Here is an 18,525-nt window from a genome sequence, read left to right on the forward strand (position 1 = left end):
CGGTACGGCGTAGGAATCTTGAAGCCAATCGGTGTGTTGTTGTGATGTCCAGGACACCCCGACTCACCACGTTGAGTTGTACAACGTAAGCTGTACCGGTCCCGAATCGCGGCAAGTGGGGCGATAATGCCCGACACCTTCAATTGGAGCGGCTGCGCGGAAGGCTGGGCGGCGTGTCCGAAATAGTGCGTATTGGGTCGGCGGTGTAGAACGGGAGATGTGACGGCTATGGCTACGGAAACTCCCCAGCTCAACGCGTGTGCCGTCCCCGCTCCGGGCGGTCCGCGGTGACGGGAACCGACACGGTGGGCGCTCCCGATCCGGAGCGCGGCACGCTGGACAAGGCCGCGGGTGAGAACTTCCCCGTGGCTCCCTTCTTCCTGCCCCGGGCCTGGCGCACCGATCTCATGGCGGTGTACGGGTTCGCGCGCCTTGTCGACGACATCGGCGACGGCGACCTCGCCCCCGGCGGCGCCGACGCCCGTCTGCTCGGCGTGCCGGCCGAGGACGCCGAGGACCGGCTGCGCCTGCTGGACGCCTTCGAGGCCGACCTCGAACGGGTCTTCTCCGGAGAGCCCCGCCACCCCCTGCTGCGCCGTCTGCGGCCTACGGTCCGCCGCTGCTCGCTCACCCCCGAGCCCTTCCTCGGCCTGATCGCCGCCAACCGCCAGGACCAGCTGGTCAAGCGGTACGAGACCTACGACGACCTGCTCGCCTACTGCGAGCTGTCGGCCAACCCCGTGGGCCGCCTGGTCCTCGGCGTCACCGGCACCTCGACCCCCGAGCGGATCCGGCTGTCGGACGCGATCTGCACGGCCCTGCAGATCGTCGAACACCTCCAGGACGTCGCCGAGGACCTCGGCCGCGACCGCATCTACCTGCCCGCCGAGGACATGAAACAGTTCCATGTCCAGGAGGCGGATCTCGCCACGAAGACCGCAGGCGCATCGGTGCGCGCACTGGTCGCGTACGAAGCACAACGCGCCCGCGGTCTCCTGAATGAAGGCGCCCCCCTGGTGGGTAGCGTCCACGGCAGGCTGAAGCTGCTGCTCGCGGGGTTCGTGGCGGGGGGAAGGGCGGCGATCCATGCGATTGCCGCCGCCGAATACGACGTACTTCCCGGCCCGCCCAAGCCCGGCAAGCTCCAGTTGCTGCGCGAGGTGGGCGTGACTCTGCGAGGAGAGGGGTGATCCGGACCGTGGAGGCCGAACCACGCGTGTCCGCACCGGTACTCGCCGCCTACAGCTATTGCGAGGCCGTCACCGGACAGCAGGCCCGTAACTTCGCTTACGGCATCAGGCTCCTGCCGATGCCCAAGCGCCGCGCGATGTCCGCGCTCTACGCGTTCTCGCGCCGCGTCGACGACATCGGCGACGGCGCGCTGGACCACGATGTGAAGGCCGTCAGACTCGAGGACACCCGGGCGATGCTGGCCCGGGTCCGCGAGGGCGCGGTCGACGAGGACGACACCGACCCGGTCGCGGTCGCCCTCGCCCATGCCGCCGAGACCTTCCCGATCCCGTTGACGGGCCTGGACGAACTCATCGACGGCGTCCTGATGGACGTACGCGGCGAGACCTACGAGACCTGGGACGACCTGAAGGTCTACTGCCGCTGTGTCGCCGGCGCCATCGGGCGGCTCTCGCTCGGTGTCTTCGGCACGGAACAGGGGGCGCGCGGCGTCGAGCGCGCGCCGGAGTATGCCGACACGCTCGGTCTCGCGCTCCAGCTCACCAACATCCTGCGGGACGTCCGCGAGGACGCCGAGGGCGGGCGCACCTACCTGCCGGCCGACGACCTCGCGAAGTTCGGCTGCTCGGCCGGGTTCAGCGGGCCGACGCCACCGGAGGGCTCCGACTTCGCGGGTCTCGTGCACTTCGAGGTGCGCCGGGCCCGCGCCCTTTTCGCCGAGGGCTACCGGCTGCTCCCCATGCTCGACCGGCGCAGCGGTGCCTGTGTCGCCGCCATGGCCGGCATCTACCGCCGCCTCCTCGACCGTATCGAGCGCGATCCCCAGGCGGTGCTGCGCGGCCGGGTCTCGCTGCCCGGACGCGAGAAGGCGTACGTCGCGGTGCGCGGCCTCTCCGGCCTCGACGCCCGGCATGTGACGCGGCGGACCGTCAGGAGGCGCGCCTGATGGACAATTCGGTCCAAGGTGATGCCGCTGGGGAAAAGTGGCACGCAACCCTCCGCTCAGGGAGCGCGTCCCTGACTGCAACGGTCGGCTGTGCACCGTTCAAGTACCACGGCGGCCGGGCAGGGGAGGGCGCACGATGACCGACGGCAATCAGTCGGGGCGGGACGCGGTCGTGATCGGCGGCGGACTCGCCGGCATCACCACGGCGCTCGCCCTCGCCGACGCGGGTGTCCGCGTCACGCTGCTCGAAGGCCGGCCGCGCCTGGGCGGGCTCGCCTTCTCCTTCCAGCGCGGCGAGCTGACCGTCGACAACGGACAGCACGTCTATCTGCGCTGCTGCACCGCCTACCGCTGGTTCCTCGACCGGATCGAGGGCACCGCGCTGGCGCCGCTGCAGGACCGTCTCGACGTGCCCGTGGTCGACGTCGACAAGCCCGAGGGACGGCGGCTCGGCAGGCTGCGGCGCGACGCGCTGCCGGTGCCCCTGCATCTGGGGCGCAGCCTCGCCACGTATCCGCATCTCTCGCTCGCCGAACGGGCCAAGGTGGGCCGGGCCGCGCTCGCGCTCAAGGGGCTCGACCTCGCCGATCCGAACCTGGACGCACAGAGCTTCGGCAGCTGGCTGACCGCGCACGGTCAGTCGGCGCGTGCCGTCGAGGCCCTGTGGGACCTGGTCGGGGTCGCCACCCTCAACGCGGTCGCGGGCGACGCCTCGCTGGGGCTCGCCGCGATGGTGTTCAAGACCGGTCTGCTGTCCGACCCGGGCGCGGCCGACATCGGATGGGCGCGCGTCCCGCTGGGTGAACTGCATGACCGGCTGGCCCGCAAGGCGCTCGACTCCGCGGGCGTGCGTACCGAGGTCCGTACACGCGTCACCTCCATCTCTACTGACGAGAACGGGACTTGGAGCGTTCAGGTTCCCGGCGAGACGCTGCGCGCGGACGCGGTCGTCCTCGCCGTACCCCAGCGCGAGACGTACGACCTGCTGCCGGACGGCGCCCTGGACGCCCCCGAACAGCTGCTCGCGATCGGCACCGCGCCGATCCTCAACGTGCACGTCGTGTACGACCGCAAGGTGCTGAACCGTCCCTTCTTCACCGCCCTCGGCACTCCGGTGCAGTGGGTGTTCGACCGCACCGACGCCTCCGGGCTCAGGGAGGGGCAGTACCTGGCCCTGTCCCAGTCGGCCGCGCAGGACGAGATCGACGAGCCGGTCGCCGTCCTGCGCGAGCGCTATCTGCCGGAGCTGGAGCGGCTGCTGCCCGGCGCGCGCGGTGCCGAGGTGAGGGACTTCTTCGTGACCAGGGAGCGGACGGCGACGTTCGATCCCGCCCCCGGCGTCGGACGGCTGCGGCCCGGCGCCCGCACCAGAGCCCCCGGCCTGTACCTGGCCGGTGCGTGGACCGCCACAGGGTGGCCCGCGACCATGGAGAGTGCGGTCCGCAGTGGTGTGAGTGCGGCGGACGCCGCGCTGAGCGCCCTGGGCCGGCCCCGCCCCAGCCGCCTCTTCGACATCGAGGAGGCGGCCTGATGCTCGATCAGCACGCGGCAGGCCCCCGCACCCCCGGTACCGCAACAAGAGGAGAGACTGTGCCCACTGTGCCCCCGGCCTCGACGGCTGCCGAGGCGGTGGACGTGACCGCGCTGCTGGAGCGTGGCCGAACCCTGGCCACTCCGGTGCTGAGGGCGGCGATCGACCGCCTGGCCGCTCCCATGGACACCGTTTCCGCCTACCACTTCGGCTGGATCGACGCCGAGGGCAACCCGACCGCCGGCGACGGCGGCAAGGCCGTGCGCCCCGCACTCGCGGTGCTGTCCGCCGAGGTCACCGGTGCCGCACCCGAGGTCGGCATCCCCGGCGCCGTCGCCGTGGAACTGGTCCACAACTTCTCGCTGCTGCACGACGACCTGATGGACGGCGACGAGCAGCGCCGCCATCGCGACACCGTCTGGAAGGTGCACGGCCCGGCCCAGGCCATCCTCGTCGGCGACGCCCTGTTCGCGCTGGCCAACGAGGTGCTCCTCGAACTCGGCACCGTCGCGGCGGGCCGCGCCACCCGGCGCCTCACCTCCGCCACCCGCGCCCTCATCGACGGACAGGCCCAGGACATCTCCTACGAGCACCGCGACCGCGTCAGCGTCGAGGAGTGCCTGGAGATGGAGGGCAACAAGACCGGCGCCCTGCTGGCCTGCGCCAGCTCCATCGGCGCGGTGCTCGGCGGCGCGGACGACCGCACCGCCGACACCCTGGAGAGGTACGGCTACCACCTCGGCCTCGCCTTCCAGGCCGTCGACGACCTGCTCGGCATCTGGGGCGACCCGGTCTCCACCGGCAAGCAGACCTGGAGCGACCTGCGTCAGCGCAAGAAGTCCCTGCCGGTCGTGGCCGCGCTCGCGGCGGGCGGCTCCGCCTCCGACCGGCTCGGCGAGATCCTCGCCGCGGACGCCAAGAGCAGCGACTTCGAGAACTTCTCCGAGGAGGAGTTCGCGGCCCGCGCCGCCCTCATCGAGGAGGCGGGCGGCCGGGACTGGACGGCCGGCGAGGCCCGCCGTCAGCACACCATCGCCGTCGAGGCGCTCGACGCCATCGACATGCCCGACCGGGTGCGGGACCGGTTCACCGCGCTCGCCGACTTCGTCGTCGTACGAAAGAGATGATCACTATCGGTCGAATAGCCCTCGCGTAGTCGCCGGCCGGTGTCGCGGGAAACCGAGCACCGGCCGACGGCGGACCCACAGCAGAGCACCACATGCACACTGCACGAAGGGGAAGCCATGACAGCGACGACCGACGGAAGCACCGAGGCCTTGCCGCCCCGGACTGCCGCGGCCAGCGAAACCGACATCGAGATCCCCGCGGCGGCCGGGGTACAAGAAGCCGCCGTACGCGCCGTGCAACGCGCCACGGAGTACCTGCTCGCACGGCAGGACTCGCAGGGCTGGTGGAAGGGCGACCTGGAGACCAACGTCACCATGGACGCCGAGGATCTGCTGCTCCGTCAGTTCCTGGGTATCCGCGACGAGTCCACCACCCGGGCGGCCGGCCAGTTCATCCGTGGCGAGCAGCGTGAGGACGGCACCTGGGCCTCCTTCTACGGCGGACCCGGCGAACTCTCCACCACCATCGAGGCGTACGTCGCCCTCCGGCTGGCCGGTGACGCACCGGACGAGCCGCACATGGCGAGGGCGTCGGAGTGGATCCGTGCCCGGGGCGGTATCGCCTCCGCCCGCGTCTTCACCCGGATCTGGCTCGCCCTGTTCGGCTGGTGGAAGTGGGAGGACCTGCCCGAACTGCCGCCCGAGCTCATCTACTTCCCCAAGTGGGTGCCGCTCAACATCTACGACTTCGGCTGCTGGGCCCGGCAGACCATCGTCCCGCTGACGATCGTCTCGGCGAAGCGGCCGGTACGGCCCGCCCCCTTCCCGCTCGACGAACTGCACACCGACCCGGCCGACCCCAACCCGGCCAAGCCCCTTGCTCCGGCGGCGAGTTGGGACGGTGCCTTCCAGCGTCTGGACAAGGCGCTGCACCAGGTGCGCAAGGTGGTGCCACGTCGGCTGCGCAAGGCGGCCATGAGCACCGCCGCCCGCTGGATCATCGAGCGGCAGGAGAACGACGGCTGCTGGGGCGGTATCCAGCCGCCGGCCGTGTACTCGGTCATCGCCCTCCATCTGGTCGGCTACGACCTCGAACACCCCGTCATGCGGGCGGGGCTGGAGTCGCTGGACCGTTTCGCCATCTGGCGCGAGGACGGGTCCCGGATGATCGAGGCCTGTCAGTCGCCGGTGTGGGACACCTGTCTCGCCACCATCGCGCTCGCCGACGCCGGAGTGCCCGCCGACCATCCGCAGCTCGTCAAGGCCGCGGACTGGATGCTCGGCGAGGAGATCGTCCGGCCGGGGGACTGGGCCGTCAAGCGGCCCCAACTTCCCCCGGGTGGCTGGGCGTTCGAGTTCCACAACGACAACTACCCCGACATCGACGACACCGCGGAGGTCGTCCTCGCCCTGCGTCGCGTCAGGCACCACGACCCGGACCGGGTGGAGAACGCGATCGGGCGCGGGGTGCGCTGGAACCTCGGCATGCAGTCGAAGAACGGTGCCTGGGGCGCCTTCGACGTCGACAACACCAGCCCGTTCCCCAACCGGCTGCCGTTCTGCGACTTCGGTGAGGTCATCGACCCGCCGTCCGCCGACGTCACCGCCCATGTGGTGGAGATGCTGGCCGTCGAGGGACTCGCGCACGACCCGCGCACCCGCCGCGGCATCGAGTGGCTGCTCGCCGAACAGGAGCAGGACGGCTCGTGGTTCGGGCGCTGGGGCGTCAACTACATCTACGGCACCGGGTCCGTGGTGCCCGCGCTCACCGCCGCCGGCCTGCCCGCCGCGCACCCGGCGATCCGGCGGGCCGTGGGCTGGCTGGAGTCCGTCCAGAACGACGACGGCGGCTGGGGCGAGGATCTGCGCTCCTACAAGGAGGCGAAGGTGTGGAGCGGCCGTGGCGCCTCGACCGCCTCGCAGACGGCCTGGGCGCTGATGGCCCTGCTGGCCGCCGGCGAGAAGGACTCCAAGGCGGTCGAGCGGGGCGTCGCGTGGCTCGCGGCCACCCAGCGGGAGGACGGCTCCTGGGACGAGCCCTACTTCACCGGCACCGGCTTCCCGTGGGACTTCTCCATCAACTACCACCTCTACCGGCAGGTCTTCCCGCTCACGGCACTCGGCCGGTACGTCCACGGGGAGCCGTTCGCCCAGGCGGGGGAGGTGTGAGATGAGCACCCGGCCGGCCTCCGCCCCGCTGCTGATCGCCTGCGCGCTCGGCATCGAGCACCTCGCCCTGCGCAGCGGCGATCGCGCCGGCGCCGACGGGCCGGTCACCGTGCTCCGCACCGGCATGGGCCCCAGGGCGGCAGAGCGGGCCGTCACCCGCGCCCTCACCGATTCCGCGCTCGCCGACGCCGCGGTACTGGCCACCGGCTTCTGTGCGGGGCTCGCCCCCGGTATGCACCCCGGCGATCTCGTCGTCGCCGAGGAGACCCGGGATCCGGACGGAACCGTTCCCTGCGTCGGGACCGACCTACTCGTCAAGGAGCTCCTGCGGGCGGTCCCCGGACGCACCGTCCACACCGGACCGCTCACCGGCTCCGATCACGTCGTACGCGGTCACGAGCGGTCCGATCTGCTGGCGACCGGCGCGATCGCGGTCGACATGGAGTCCGCGGCCACACTCCACAGCGCCGTGCGGTCGGGGGTACGCCCCGTTGCGGCCGTCCGGGTGGTCGTGGACGCTCCAGAACATGAACTCGTCCGGATCGGCACGGTGCGCGGTGGAATATCAGCTTTCCGCGTCCTTCGTTCCGTCCTTCCCGCTTTCTATGAATGGCACCGTTCCTTGCTGCTCCCCAGGAGGTGAGCCAGATGGCCATGCCGCTGCGTCAGTCCATCAAGGTCGCTACATACTTGGCCGAACAGAAGCTCCGCAGGCGGGACAAGTTCCCGCTCATCGTGGAACTGGAACCCCTCTTCGCGTGCAACCTCGCGTGCGAGGGCTGTGGCAAGATCCAGCACCCGGCGGGTGTGCTCAAGCAGCGCATGCCGGTGGCGCAGGCCGTCGGGGCGGTGCTGGAGTCCGGTGCGCCGATGGTGTCCATCGCCGGCGGTGAGCCGCTGATGCACCCGCAGATCGATGAGATCGTGCGGCAGCTGGTGGCGAAGAAGAAGTACGTCTTCCTCTGCACCAACGCCATGCTGCTGCGCAAGAAGATGGACAAGTTCACGCCCTCGCCCTATTTCGCCTTCGCCGTGCACATCGACGGGCTGCGTGAGCGGCACGACGAGTCGGTGGCGAAGGAGGGTGTGTTCGACGAGGCGGTGGAGGCGATCAAGGAGGCCAAGAAGCGCGGCTTCCGGGTCACCACCAACTCGACCTTCTTCAACACGGACACCCCGCAGACCGTCATCGAGGTGCTCAACTACCTCAATGACGACCTGCACGTCGACGAGATGATGATCTCGCCCGCGTACGCCTACGAGAAGGCGCCCGACCAGGAGCACTTCCTGGGTGTGGAGCAGACCCGCGAGCTCTTCAAGAAGGCCTTCGCGGGCGGCAACCGCAAGAAGTGGCGGCTCAACCACTCGCCCCTGTTCCTCGACTTCCTGGAGGGCAAGGTCGACTTCCCGTGCACGGCGTGGGCGATCCCGAACTACTCGCTGTTCGGCTGGCAGCGCCCCTGCTACCTGATGAGCGACGGGTACGTGCCGACGTACCGCGAACTCATCGAGGAGACCGACTGGGACAAGTACGGCCGCGGCAAGGACCCGCGCTGCGCCAACTGCATGGCGCACTGCGGCTACGAGCCCACCGCCGTCCTCGCCACCATGGGTTCGCTGAAGGAGTCGCTGCGCGCGATGCGCGAGACGGTCTCCGGAAACCGGGAGTGAGGACATGACCGCCGTCTCCTTGGGCGTCCCCGAGGTACCGGTCCGGCCGATCGCCGAGCGGCGCCTGTCGCGGCAGATCCAGGTCGGGCCGGTGGCGGTCGGGGGCGGGGCCCCGGTGTCGGTGCAGTCGATGACGACGACCCGCACCTCCGACATCGGCGCCACCCTGCAGCAGATCGCGGAACTCACCGCGTCCGGCTGCCAGATCGTCCGCGTCGCCTGCCCCACGCAGGACGACGCGGACGCCCTCGCGACCATCGCCCGCAAGTCGCAGATCCCGGTGATCGCGGACATCCACTTCCAGCCCAAGTACGTGTTCTCGGCGATCGAGGCCGGCTGTGCGGCCGTACGCGTCAATCCCGGCAACATCAAGCAGTTCGACGACAAGGTCAAGGAGATCGCGCGGGCCGCCGCGGACCATGGCACGCCGATCCGGATCGGCGTCAACGCCGGGTCGCTGGACCGCAGGCTCCTGCAGAAGTACGGGAAGGCGACACCGGAGGCGCTCGTCGAATCGGCGCTGTGGGAAGCGTCGTTGTTCGAGGAGCACGGCTTCAGGGACATCAAGATCTCGGTCAAGCACAACGACCCCGTGGTCATGGTGAACGCCTACGGGCTGCTGGCCGAGCAGTGCGACTACCCGCTGCACCTGGGGGTCACGGAAGCCGGTCCCGCCTTTCAGGGCACGATCAAGTCGGCGGTGGCCTTCGGGGCGCTCCTCAGCAGGGGCATCGGCGACACGATCAGGGTCTCGCTGTCCGCGCCGCCCGCCGAGGAGGTCAAGGTCGGCATCCAGATCCTGGAGTCGCTGGGTCTCAGGCAGCGGCGTCTGGAGATCGTGTCGTGTCCGTCCTGCGGGCGCGCCCAGGTCGACGTCTACAAGCTGGCCGACGAGGTCACGGCGGGTCTGGAGGGCATGGAAGTGCCCCTGCGGGTCGCGGTGATGGGATGTGTGGTCAACGGTCCCGGCGAGGCGCGGGAGGCGGACCTCGGGGTCGCCTCCGGCAACGGCAAGGGACAGATCTTCGTCAAGGGCGAGGTCATCAAGACCGTCCCCGAGTCGAAGATCGTGGAGACCCTCATCGAGGAGGCGATGAAGATCGCCGAACAGATGGAGCAGGACGGCGTCGCGTCGGGGGAGCCGGCCGTCACCGTGAGTTGAACAGCACGGACCGAAGGGGGCCCGACGTGACGATTCTGGAGAACATCCGGGGACCACGTGACCTGAAGGCGCTGTCCGAGGCGGAACTCGGTGAACTGTCCGAAGAGATAAGGGAGTTCCTGGTCCACGCCGTGGCCAGGACCGGCGGACACCTCGGGCCCAATCTGGGGGTGGTGGAACTCTCCATCGCGCTCCACCGGGTCTTCGAGTCGCCGGTCGACCGCATTGTGTGGGACACCGGTCATCAGAGCTATGTGCACAAGATCCTGACGGGACGTCAGGACTTCTCGAAGCTGCGCGGCAAGGGCGGTCTGTCCGGCTACCCCTCGCGTGAGGAGTCCGAGCACGACATCGTGGAGAACAGCCACGCCTCCACCGCGCTCGGCTGGGCCGACGGGCTGGCCAAGGCCCGCCAGGTCCAGGGCGACAAGGGGCATGTGGTCGCGGTCATCGGCGACGGCGCGCTCACCGGCGGTATGGCCTGGGAGGCGCTGAACAACATCGCGGCCGCCAAGGACCGGCCGCTGATCATCGTCGTCAACGACAACGAGCGCTCCTACTCCCCGACCATCGGGGGCCTCGCCAACCATCTGGCGACCCTGCGGACCACCGACGGCTACGAGAAGGTCCTGGCCTGGGGGAAGGACGTACTGCTGCGGACCCCGGTCGTGGGCAGCACGATCTACGAGTCGCTGCACGGTGCGAAGAAGGGCTTCAAGGACGCGTTCGCTCCGCAGGGCATGTTCGAGGACCTCGGGCTGAAGTACGTCGGCCCGATCGACGGGCATGACATCGGGGCCGTCGAGTCGGCGCTGCGGCGCGCGAAACGCTTCCACGGGCCGGTCCTCGTCCACTGTCTGACGGAGAAGGGGCGCGGTTACGAGCCCGCCCTCGCCCACGAGGAGGACCACTTCCACACCGTCGGTGTGATGGACCCGCTCACCTGCGAGCCGCTCGCGCCCTCCAACGGGCCCTCCTGGACCTCGGTGTTCGGGGACGAGATCGTCGCGATCGGGGAGGAGCGCGAGGACGTCGTGGCGATCACGGCGGCCATGCTGCACCCGGTGGGGCTCGGCAAGTTCGCCGCGCGGTTCCCGGACCGGGTGTGGGACGTCGGCATCGCCGAGCAGCACGCGGCGGTGTCCGCGGCCGGGCTCGCGACCGGCGGGCTGCATCCCGTGGTCGCCGTGTACGCGACCTTCCTCAACCGTGCCTTCGACCAGCTCCTGATGGACGTGGCCCTGCACCGCTGCGGAGTGACGTTCGTGCTGGACCGGGCCGGTGTCACGGGTGTGGACGGGGCCTCGCACAACGGCATGTGGGACCTGTCGATCCTCCAGGTCGTCCCCGGCCTGCGGATCGCCGCGCCCCGCGACGCCGACCAGCTGCGCTCGCAGCTCAGGGAGGCCGTGGCGGTGGACGATGCGCCGACGCTCGTCCGCTTCCCCAAGGAGTCGGTGGGCCCGCGGATCCCCGCGGTGGACCGCGTGGGCGGTATGGACGTGCTGCACCGCGGTGAGCGGCCCGAGGTGCTTCTGGTGGCCGTCGGTGTGATGGCGCCCGTCTGCCTCCAGGCCGCCGAGCTGCTTCAGGCCCGCGGTATCGACTGCACGGTCGTGGACCCCCGTTGGATCAAGCCCGTCGACCCGGCGCTGCCCGGCCTCGCCGCCGAGCACCGGTTGGTCGCCGTCGTCGAGGACAACAGCCGTGCCGCCGGGGTCGGTTCCGCGGTGGCCCTCGCGCTGGGCGACGCCGAAGTCGACGTACCGGTGCGGCGGTTCGGGATTCCGGAGCAGTTCCTCGCGCACGCCAAACGCGGCGAGGTGCTCGCCGACATCGGGCTCACGCCGGTGGAGGTCGCCGGACGGATCAGCGCGAGCCTGGCGGTCAAGGAGGCCGAGGAGACGCTGGCCGCCAAGGAGGCCGAGGGAACATCGGCCGTCGGCGGGCAGACCGGCGGCCCTGTCAGGGAGAAGGCTGAATGACCACGGAGTTCGACCTCGGCAGACTCCTCGCCGAGCGCGGAGCCGAGCGCTACGAGCTGCACTCGAAGTACCTGAACCACCAGCTCCCGCGCATGCTGCACACCATCGGCTTCGACAAGGTCTACGAGCGGGCCGAGGGCGCCTACTTCTGGGACGCGGACGGCAACGACTACCTGGACATGCTCGCCGGGTTCGGCGTGATGGGCCTGGGCCGTCATCACCCCGTCGTCCGCAAGGCGCTGCACGACGTCCTCGACGCCGGGCTCGCCGACCTCACCCGCTTCGACTGCCAGCCGCTGCCCGGGCTGCTGGCCGAGAAGCTCCTCGCGCACAGCCCGCACCTGGACCGGGTGTTCTTCGGGAACAGCGGGACGGAGGCGGTGGAGACCGCGCTGAAGTTCGCCCGGCGCGCCACCGGCAGGCCGCGGATCCTGTACTGCGACCACGCCTTCCACGGACTCACCACGGGCTCGCTGTCGGTCAACGGCGAGGACGGCTTCCGTGACGGCTTCGCCCCGCTGCTGCCCGACACGGCCGTACCCCTCGGCGATCTCGACGCCCTGGCGAAGGAGTTGAAGAAGGGCGACGTCGCCGCCCTGATCGTCGAGCCCATCCAGGGCAAGGGCGTCCACGAGCCCCCGCCCGGCTATCTGCGCGCCGCCCAGGAACTGCTGCACCGGCACAAGGCGCTGCTCATCGCGGACGAGGTGCAGACAGGACTCGGGCGGACCGGCGACTTCTACGCCTACCAGCACGAGGACGGCGTCGAACCGGACCTCGTGTGCGTGGCCAAGGCGCTCTCCGGCGGTTATGTACCGGTCGGCGCCACGCTCGGCAAGGACTGGATCTTCAAGAAGGTCTACTCGTCGATCGACCGCGTCCTGGTCCACTCGGCGAGCTTCGGGTCCAACGCGCAGGCCATGGCGGCCGGGCTCGCCGTGCTGTCCGTCATGGAGAGCGAGCAGATCACCGCGAACGCCCGCGCCACCGGCGAGCTGCTCAAGAACCGGCTCGCGGCACTGGTCGACAAGTACGAGCTGCTCGCCGACGTCCGCGGCCGGGGTCTGATGGTCGGCATCGAGTTCGGCCGGCCCAAGTCGCTGGGCCTGCGCAGCCGTTGGACCATGCTCCAGGCCGCCCGCAAGGGGCTGTTCGCGCAGATGGTCGTCGTACCGCTGCTCCAGCGCCACCGGATCCTCACCCAGGTCTCCGGCGACCACCTGGAGGTCATCAAGCTGATCCCGCCGCTGACCGTCGGGGAGCGGGAGGTGGACCGGTTCGTCGACGCCTTCACGGACATCATGGACGACGCGCACGGCGGGGGCGGGCTGATGTGGGACTTCGGGAAGACCCTGGTCAAGCAGGCGGTGGCGAACCGCTAGCCGACGTGGTTTGCCTCTGAGGCAAGAAAATTGCCCTGGAGGCAAATCTCCGGCTGAATGGAGGCATGAGCTCTCCGGAACCCGAGCCGGCCGACGCCCTCACCGTCGTCGCGCCGCAGCTCCGCGCGCTGCGGCGCCGCGCCTCCCTCACCCTGGAGGCCGCGGCCCGTGCCGCCGGGCTGTCGCCCGCCCATCTCTCCCGGCTGGAGACCGGGCAGCGCCAGCCCTCGCTGCCGATGCTGCTCGCCCTCGCCCGTATCTACGGTACGACGGTCTCGGAACTGCTCGGTGAGACGGTCGCCGAACGGGACGCCGTCGTGCGCGCCGCCGACATGGAACCGACCGCCGCGGGCGGCTGGACCTACTGGCAGGCCGGTGCGCCCGGACGCGGCATGCAGGCGCTGCGCGTGCACGTCCCCCACGGCTCGCAGGGCGACATCGTGCGGGTCCACCCCGGCGAGGAGTGGCTGTACGTCCTCGGAGGACGGCTGCGGCTGCGCCTCGGGGACACCACCCACCGGCTCGACCCGGGCGACAGCGCGCACTTCGACTCGCTGACTCCGCACCGCATCGCGGCTCAGGACCCCGACGGGGTCGAGCTGCTCTTCGTCCACACCCTGCTGCAGAGCCCCACGGCCACGCTGTGCCTGGGCCCCACCCCTGGAGAGACGTCATGAAGGACATGGAGGAGAGGTTCCCGCGCGGCATCTGGGTGCGGCTGATCATCTACATCGCGGTGGGCCACCTCTTCGCGGCCTTCATCTACCTGCTGTTCGAGCTCGGGGCCCAGCAGTAGAACCGACGGCGGCGCTCAGTCGAGGAGCCGCTCGCGCAGCCGGTCCCGGAGGTCCGGGGTCAGGCCGAGCCCCTGCTCCAGATAGGTGTCGACGTCGCCCCAGGTCTCCTCGATCGTCTCGAACGCGGCCTGGAGATACTCGGCGCGCGCGTCGAAGAGGGGGCCGAGCAGCTCCATCACCTCGGGGGAGTAGGCGGCGATGGACTTGCTGCTGCGGTGCACCTTGTAGCGGCGGTGCTTGGCGTTCGACTCCAGGTAGTCCGCGACGATCGCCTCCCGCTCCACACCGAGGGCGAGCAGCGTCACGGCGACGGACAGGCCCGCGCGGTCCTTGCCCGCCGCGCAGTGCATCAGCGCGGGGACGCTCTCCTCGGCGAGGGAGTGCAGGACGCGGGAGTGCTCGGCGGTGCGCTCCTTCACGATCTTGCGGTACGAGGCGATCATCCGGTTCGCCGCCTTGTCGTCGCCGAGGATCTCGCGCAGCTGCTCGATCTCGCCGTCCCGGACCATCTTCCAGAACTCCGAGCCGTCCGCCGGGTCGCTCAGCGGGAGGTTCACATTGCGCACGCCCGGCAGCTCGACGTCGGGGCCCTCCAGCTTCTGGTCCGACGCGTTGCGGAAGTCGAAGATCGTGTGCAGCCCCAGGGAGGAGAGGAAGGCGGCGTCCTCGTCGGTCGCGTGCGCCAGGTGACCGCTGCGGAACAGCACCCCGTACCGCACCCGCCGTCCGTCCACCGTCGGCAGACCGCCGACGTCCCGGAAGTTGCGCACTCCGGTCAGCTCGGGCTCGGTCGACGGGATCTGCTGCGTCACGGGGGCTCCTCCCAGCCGGTCCCGCCGCCACGGCTCGTCAGCGGGCACCTCCCCGACGATACGACATCGGTTCCTGGGGCAATCAGTTGTCCACAGGCGTTGCACCCAGGGCTCGTGGCCGTTGATGATGTTGGCACTTGAGCGCACCTGTTTGTATCTGTGAGGATTTGATGCTGGAGATCTCCGAAACCGGCCGTACCTGGCTTCTCTCCGGGCCTGCCAGCAGTTATGCCGTCCACCTCACCGCGGACGACGTCCTGTTGCACCTGCACTGGGGCCCGAGGATCGAGCTCGCCGACGCCGAGGAACTCGCCGCCCGCCCGCTGCCCGCCGAACGCGGCTTCGAGTCCCCGCTCGACGGTCGCGAGGAGTACCCCGTCGAGGGCGGCCCCCGCTTCGTGCGGCCCGCGCTGTCGGTACGCACCGACGAACGGCGCGGCACCGAGTGGACCTTCGAGTCCCACGAGACCTCCGGCGACACGGAGGGCGCCGAGCTGCGGCTCCGGTTCCGTGACGGCGGGCTGACGATCACGCTGCACTACCGGATGCGCGGTGACGTGGTGGAGCGCTGGGTGACCCTGGACAACCAGGGGCCCGAGACCGTGGAGCTCCTGCGCGCCGACTCCGCCACCTGGACCCTGCCCGACCGCGAGGACTGGCGGCTGTCCCATCTGCACGGCCGCTGGGCCGCCGAGTCCCGGCTGACCGGCGCGCCGCTCACCTACGGCGAGAAGGTCATCGGCAGCCGCCGCGGGCACACCGGGCACCAGTACCTGCCGTGGGTGGCGCTGGACACGGACGCCACCGAGGAGCGCGGCGAGGTCTACGGCTGCGCCCTCGGCTGGTCGGGCTCCTGGCGCATCGCCGTGGCCCAGCTCTCCGACGCGCGCGTGCAGATCACCGGCGGCGTCGGGCACGACGAGTCGGGCCTGCTGCGGCTGGCGGCGGGGGAGTCCTTCACGACGCCCGTCTTCGCCGGCCTGTGGAGCGACGGCGGCTTCGGCGGGGCGAGCCGGACCTGGCACGCCTACCAGCGGGCGTACGTCATCCCGGACGCCGACCGGGACCGGCCCGTGCTGTTCAACTCCTGGGAGGCCACCGAGTTCGACATCTCCGAGGAGCAGCAGGGCGCCCTCGCCCGGCGGGCCGCGGCGATCGGCGTCGAGCTGTTCGTCGTCGACGACGGCTGGTTCGGGACGCGCACCAGCGACCGCGCCGGCCTGGGCGACTGGACGCCCAACCGCGACCGTTTCCCGGGCGGTCTGAAGCCCCTCGCCGACTCCGTGCACGCGCTCGGCATGCAGTTCGGCATCTGGGTCGAGCCCGAGATGGTCAACCCGGACAGCGAGCTGTACCGGACGCACCCGGACTGGGTTCAGTACCAAGAGGGACGAAAGCGGACGGAATTCCGCAATCAGCTCGTACTGAACCTCGCGCGCGAGGACGTCCAGGAGTACCTCTGGGACCACCTCGACGCACTCCTGAGCAGCGCCCCGATCGACTATGTGAAGTGGGACTTCAACCGCAGCTTCACCGACGCAGGCTGGCCGGGCGAGGCCTACCCGCAGCGGCTCTGGATCGACCATGTGCACGCCTACTACGCCTTGTTGGACCGGCTGCGGGCCGCCCATCCGGGGGTCGCGTTCGAGTCCTGCTCGGGCGGGGGCGGCCGTATCGACCTCGGTGTCATGGGCCGTACGGACCAGGTGTGGACCTCCGACAACACCGACCCGCTCGACCGGCTCTCCATCCAGCACGGCTTCGGCCAGATCCATCCCGCGCGCGTGATGGCCGCCTGGGTCACCGACAGTCCGAACGCCATGCTCAACGGCCGGGTCAGCTCGCTGCGGTTCCGGTTCGTCAGCGCCATGGCCGGGGTGCTCGGCGTCGGTGGCGACCTCACGCGGTGGAGCGAGGAGGAGCTCGCCGAGGCCCGTGAGTGGGTGGAGCTCTACAAGGAGATCCGGCCCGTGGTGCAGCGCGGTGACCTCCATCGGCTGCGACCGCCGCGGGGCGGGCTCAGTGCCGTCCAGTACGTCCTCGGGGGTGAGACCGTCGTGCTCGCCTGGCTCCAGGCGCAGAGCTACGGCGAGCCCGTACCGGCGCTGCGGCTGCGCGGGCTCGACCCGACGGCGTCGTACGAATGCCTCGAAACGGGCGAAGTTCACAGGGGTGCCGTATTGCTGCATCACGGACTTCGCATCGGATTGCGCGGCGACCTGGATGCGGCAGTTCTCCGACTGCGTCGTATCTGAGCTTTCTGTCCGAATTGGCGCCTTCCTCATCCTTCATTCCAACTCGCTCTGGAATAAGGGGAGCTGTGAATGTGCCACGTGAGGAGCGTCATACCCGTGACCGTGCGTCGCCCGTCATGTCCACGTAATTCCCGTTCTTTTTCAGGGGTTTTGCATGGCGGGAGGCGTGCGCAATTCACGCAGGGTGACCGGTAATTCTCACAGGGGATCAAGAGGAACGCATGCACCTGGAACCTCTCACTTGTCCCTTTGCGTCTTGCTCGCTTACGTTCGCCATCAATCCGGACGGACGCCCAATCCTGCCGCCGCCCGGGGACCGCACAACTCACCCGTGAACGGCAGGAGCGGGGGACCCACAGGTACAACCGCCTGTTCCGGTCTCCGGAACGGCTAGGGGTTAAGCCGCACCTCGGTGCGGCCGGGCATCTCCAGCCCGAACCCGACAGCTCACCTCGCAGGCGCCGGAGAGGAATTCGCCATGCCCGCGAAGGGTAAGCACCGCCGTCCGAAGGCCCAGCGCCTCACCCGCTCGATCGCCGTCGCCGGCACCGGTGGCGCCGCACTCGCCCTCCCGCTGATGGGTGCCGCAGGCGCCCACGCGGCCACCCCGCAGTCCGTTCCGGAGAAGGCCGTCCAGTCCCTTCCGGTCGCCGGGAAGACGGTCACCGAGAAGAAGACCGCGGAGAAGAGCGCCGCCAACACCACGACCGCGCGCACCTATTCGGTGCGGTCCGGTGACTACCTCTCGAAGATCGCCGACGAGCAGAACGTCAGCGGTGGCTGGAAGAAGCTCTACTCCGACAACCGTGAGGCCGTCGGTTCCGACCCGTCGCTGATCCACCCCGGTCTGAAGCTCACCCTCGGCAAGAAGGCCGCGGCGAGCACGGAGAAGTCCGCGGGCACGCGGAAGTCGGCGGAGACGCAGAAGTCCTCTTCGTCCGCGTCCTCGGAATCCGCCGAATCCTCGAAGTCGTCCTCGTCGAACACGACGGCCGCGACGCAGAGCAGCGAGACGACCGGCACCAGCAGCTCCAGCGGCTTCACCCTCCCCGTGGCCGGCGCCACCGTCGGTACCCCGTACCGGATGTCCGGCAGCATGTGGTCCAGCGGCTACCACACGGGCGTCGACTTCGTCGTCCCGACCGGTACCTCGCTCAAGGCCGTGGGCGCGGGCACGGTCGTCTCCGCGGGCTGGGGCGGCGCGTACGGCAACCAGGTCGTCATCAGGCTCGCCGACGGCTACTACGCCCAGTACGCCCACCTCTCCTCGCTCTCGGTCTCGTCCGGCCAGACCGTCACCGAGGGCCAGCAGGTCGGCCTCTCCGGCGCGACCGGCAACGTGACCGGCCCGCACCTCCACTTCGAGATCCGCACCACGCCGGACTACGGCTCGGACGTGGACCCGGTCGCCTACCTCCGCGCGAAGGGCGTCTCCGTCAGCTGACGCCACCCCCTGTGCCACCGAAGGCCGGATCCCGATCCCCGGGTCCGGCCTTCGGTGTTCGCTCTTGCGAGTTCATGATCACTTTATTGCGTTCTTGTGGCACGACTGTCCAA

At 70.0% G+C, this 18,525-nt stretch carries 16 protein-coding genes and 1 riboswitch; of the genes, 15 read left to right on the forward strand and 1 reads right to left on the reverse strand.

Features of this window, described 5'->3' with window-relative positions; translation table 11 throughout:
• The first annotated feature begins 287 nt into the window (after nt 1-287).
• The 13 genes from hpnC to ACIOHP_RS25035 all read left to right on the forward strand — a co-directional run bounded on the left by hpnC (nt 288) and on the right by ACIOHP_RS25035 (nt 13,900).
• Nucleotides 288-1,190: a squalene synthase HpnC gene (hpnC, locus tag ACIOHP_RS24975; RefSeq protein WP_361543228.1), complete on the forward strand. Its 903-nt coding sequence runs from the start codon at nt 288-290 to the stop codon at nt 1,188-1,190.
• A complete protein-coding gene (gene hpnD / locus ACIOHP_RS24980) occupies nt 1,187-2,137 on the forward strand; it encodes a presqualene diphosphate synthase HpnD (RefSeq protein ID WP_361491459.1) in 951 nt (316 codons plus the stop codon). The genes hpnC and hpnD overlap by 4 nt, the downstream gene beginning before the upstream one ends.
• On the forward strand, nt 2,137-2,277 hold the full coding sequence (locus tag ACIOHP_RS24985) for a DUF6380 family protein (RefSeq protein ID WP_361543223.1): 141 nt from the start codon (nt 2,137-2,139) through the stop codon (nt 2,275-2,277). The genes hpnD and ACIOHP_RS24985 overlap by 1 nt, the downstream gene beginning before the upstream one ends.
• The gene (gene hpnE / locus ACIOHP_RS24990) at nt 2,274-3,668 is read left to right on the forward strand and encodes a hydroxysqualene dehydroxylase HpnE (protein ID WP_401890982.1); all 1,395 of its coding nucleotides are present in this window, start codon (nt 2,274-2,276) and stop codon (nt 3,666-3,668) included. The genes ACIOHP_RS24985 and hpnE overlap by 4 nt, the downstream gene beginning before the upstream one ends.
• Nucleotides 3,668-4,795, forward strand: a complete 1,128-nt coding sequence (locus tag ACIOHP_RS24995) for a polyprenyl synthetase family protein (RefSeq protein WP_327720750.1) — start codon at nt 3,668-3,670, stop codon at nt 4,793-4,795. Before hpnE ends, ACIOHP_RS24995 begins: the two co-directional genes overlap by 1 nt.
• A 117-nt stretch (nt 4,796-4,912) precedes the next feature.
• The gene (gene shc / locus ACIOHP_RS25000; protein WP_401890985.1) at nt 4,913-6,904 is read left to right on the forward strand and encodes a squalene--hopene cyclase; all 1,992 of its coding nucleotides are present in this window, start codon (nt 4,913-4,915) and stop codon (nt 6,902-6,904) included.
• Between the two features lies 1 nt (nt 6,905).
• Entirely contained in the window at nt 6,906-7,547 is a 642-nt protein-coding gene (locus tag ACIOHP_RS25005; RefSeq protein ID WP_401890988.1) for a 1-hydroxy-2-methyl-2-butenyl 4-diphosphate reductase, read from the forward strand.
• A 5-nt stretch (nt 7,548-7,552) separates the two neighbouring features.
• A complete protein-coding gene (hpnH, locus tag ACIOHP_RS25010; protein WP_046256357.1) occupies nt 7,553-8,575 on the forward strand; it encodes an adenosyl-hopene transferase HpnH in 1,023 nt (340 codons plus the stop codon).
• Nucleotides 8,576-8,579: 4 nt separating this feature from the next.
• The gene (ispG, locus tag ACIOHP_RS25015) at nt 8,580-9,737 is read left to right on the forward strand and encodes a flavodoxin-dependent (E)-4-hydroxy-3-methylbut-2-enyl-diphosphate synthase (RefSeq protein ID WP_401890990.1); all 1,158 of its coding nucleotides are present in this window, start codon (nt 8,580-8,582) and stop codon (nt 9,735-9,737) included.
• Nucleotides 9,738-9,763: 26 nt separating this feature from the next.
• A complete protein-coding gene (gene dxs, locus ACIOHP_RS25020; protein WP_401890993.1) occupies nt 9,764-11,722 on the forward strand; it encodes a 1-deoxy-D-xylulose-5-phosphate synthase in 1,959 nt (652 codons plus the stop codon).
• A complete protein-coding gene (locus ACIOHP_RS25025; protein WP_401890995.1) occupies nt 11,719-13,104 on the forward strand; it encodes an aspartate aminotransferase family protein in 1,386 nt (461 codons plus the stop codon). The genes dxs and ACIOHP_RS25025 overlap by 4 nt, the downstream gene beginning before the upstream one ends.
• Before the next feature lie 65 nt (nt 13,105-13,169).
• On the forward strand, nt 13,170-13,781 hold the full coding sequence (locus ACIOHP_RS25030) for an XRE family transcriptional regulator (protein WP_361543199.1): 612 nt from the start codon (nt 13,170-13,172) through the stop codon (nt 13,779-13,781).
• On the forward strand, nt 13,778-13,900 hold the full coding sequence (locus ACIOHP_RS25035) for a DUF6126 family protein (protein WP_307023556.1): 123 nt from the start codon (nt 13,778-13,780) through the stop codon (nt 13,898-13,900). The genes ACIOHP_RS25030 and ACIOHP_RS25035 overlap by 4 nt, the downstream gene beginning before the upstream one ends.
• Before the next feature lie 15 nt (nt 13,901-13,915).
• Here the strand turns inward: ACIOHP_RS25035 and ACIOHP_RS25040 are convergent, their stop codons facing one another.
• On the reverse strand, nt 13,916-14,713 hold the full coding sequence (locus tag ACIOHP_RS25040) for a tyrosine-protein phosphatase (RefSeq protein WP_361543196.1): 798 nt from the start codon (nt 14,711-14,713) through the stop codon (nt 13,916-13,918).
• Between the two features lie 170 nt (nt 14,714-14,883).
• Between ACIOHP_RS25040 and ACIOHP_RS25045 the strand changes: the two genes are divergently transcribed.
• Both ACIOHP_RS25045 and ACIOHP_RS25050 read left to right on the forward strand, forming a co-directional pair.
• Nucleotides 14,884-16,968, forward strand: a complete 2,085-nt coding sequence (locus ACIOHP_RS25045) for an alpha-galactosidase (RefSeq protein WP_401890999.1) — start codon at nt 14,884-14,886, stop codon at nt 16,966-16,968.
• A gap of 316 nt (nt 16,969-17,284) precedes the next feature.
• Nucleotides 17,285-17,442: riboswitch (cyclic di-AMP (ydaO/yuaA leader) on the forward strand.
• A gap of 4 nt (nt 17,443-17,446) precedes the next feature.
• On the forward strand, nt 17,447-18,412 hold the full coding sequence (locus tag ACIOHP_RS25050) for a peptidoglycan DD-metalloendopeptidase family protein (protein ID WP_401891002.1): 966 nt from the start codon (nt 17,447-17,449) through the stop codon (nt 18,410-18,412).
• Nucleotides 18,413-18,525 lie beyond the last annotated feature (113 nt).

It is taken from the genome of Streptomyces sp. NPDC087859 (assembly GCF_044742595.1).
Taxonomy (GTDB): Bacteria; Actinomycetota; Actinomycetes; order Streptomycetales; family Streptomycetaceae; genus Streptomyces; species Streptomyces canus_F.